The organism is Dietzia sp. CW19, assembly GCF_014145265.1.
Taxonomy (GTDB): Bacteria; Actinomycetota; Actinomycetes; order Mycobacteriales; family Mycobacteriaceae; genus Dietzia; species Dietzia natronolimnaea.
Genome location: NZ_JAALEE010000530.1, coordinates 5,638 through 6,572 on the forward strand (window position 1 = coordinate 5,638; position 935 = coordinate 6,572).

A 935-nucleotide genomic window follows, 5' to 3' on the forward strand; every position below is an offset into this window, starting at 1 on the left:
GACACGCCGGATGCGGTGCTCAAGTACTTCATCACCCCGGCGCTGGCCGAGAGGATCCGGTTGCGTGACGGGACCTGCCGCCACCCCGGCTGCACGGTTGACGCACGCGACTGCGAGATCGACCACGTCATCGCCTTCGACCACCTGCGCCCGGAACTGGGCGGACCCACCGCCGAGTGGAACCTGATCTGCCTGTGCCGCAAGCACCACCGCGAGAAGACCTTCGGCCACTGCGCCTACCGGCCCGGACCCCTCGGTGAACTGACCATCATCACCGAGACCGGACACGAACACCGCACCACCCCACACGGCCCACTGGCCCAAGCGCGCGACCGGATCCTCGACCACCGATGGCGCCAACACCTCGAGCGCCTCTTCACCGACGACGGCCACCTCACCAACCCACCAGGCGCCCACCGCACCCACCCCGCGTGACTCCTGCACGGCTCGTGTGTGCGGCGCGTGGCGTGCCGTCGTGTCTCAGGGCGATCAGACTCGGGGCGATCAGCCGGCGGGAACTCAGCCGGGCTGATCGCCCTGAGGCACCGCACCCATTCCCACGCCGGGCTCGCACACCTTCCAGGCGCCGTCCTCATTGAGCATCCGTACCTGCTCTGGCGCGGACTCGTCGGATTCCGACTCCACGGTGGCGGTGGCGACATCGCCCTCGATCTCGACCCCGGTGACCTCGAGATCCTGCGGGAACGAACCCGCGATGGACTCGCGCAGCATCGCGTCGAGGTCGGTGCCGGTCTGCTCGCCGGAGGCGGTGATGTTGTCGACCAGGTCCTGCGGCACCCGGTTCTCGGCGCAGAGATGGCTGTTGAACTCGGCGAACGAGTCCGAGGCGGTCATGTCGCGGAGAGTCTGCTCGACCGCGCGCTCCGCGCGATCCGAGGACGACATCGGCCCGGCCGCGACGAGCCACACGAGTG

At 69.1% G+C, this 935-nt stretch carries 2 protein-coding genes; one reads left to right on the forward strand and one right to left on the reverse strand.

The window, feature by feature from the left end:
• The coding region (locus tag G6021_RS17575; RefSeq protein WP_241736596.1) for an HNH endonuclease signature motif containing protein at window positions 1–435 on the forward strand (435 nt) is incomplete at its 5' end.
• A gap of 84 nt (window positions 436–519) precedes the next feature.
• On the opposite strand, the gene G6021_RS15005 is transcribed toward G6021_RS17575, so the two are convergent.
• On the reverse strand, window positions 520–935 hold a 416-nt coding region (locus G6021_RS15005), incomplete at its 5' end, for a hypothetical protein (protein ID WP_182641625.1).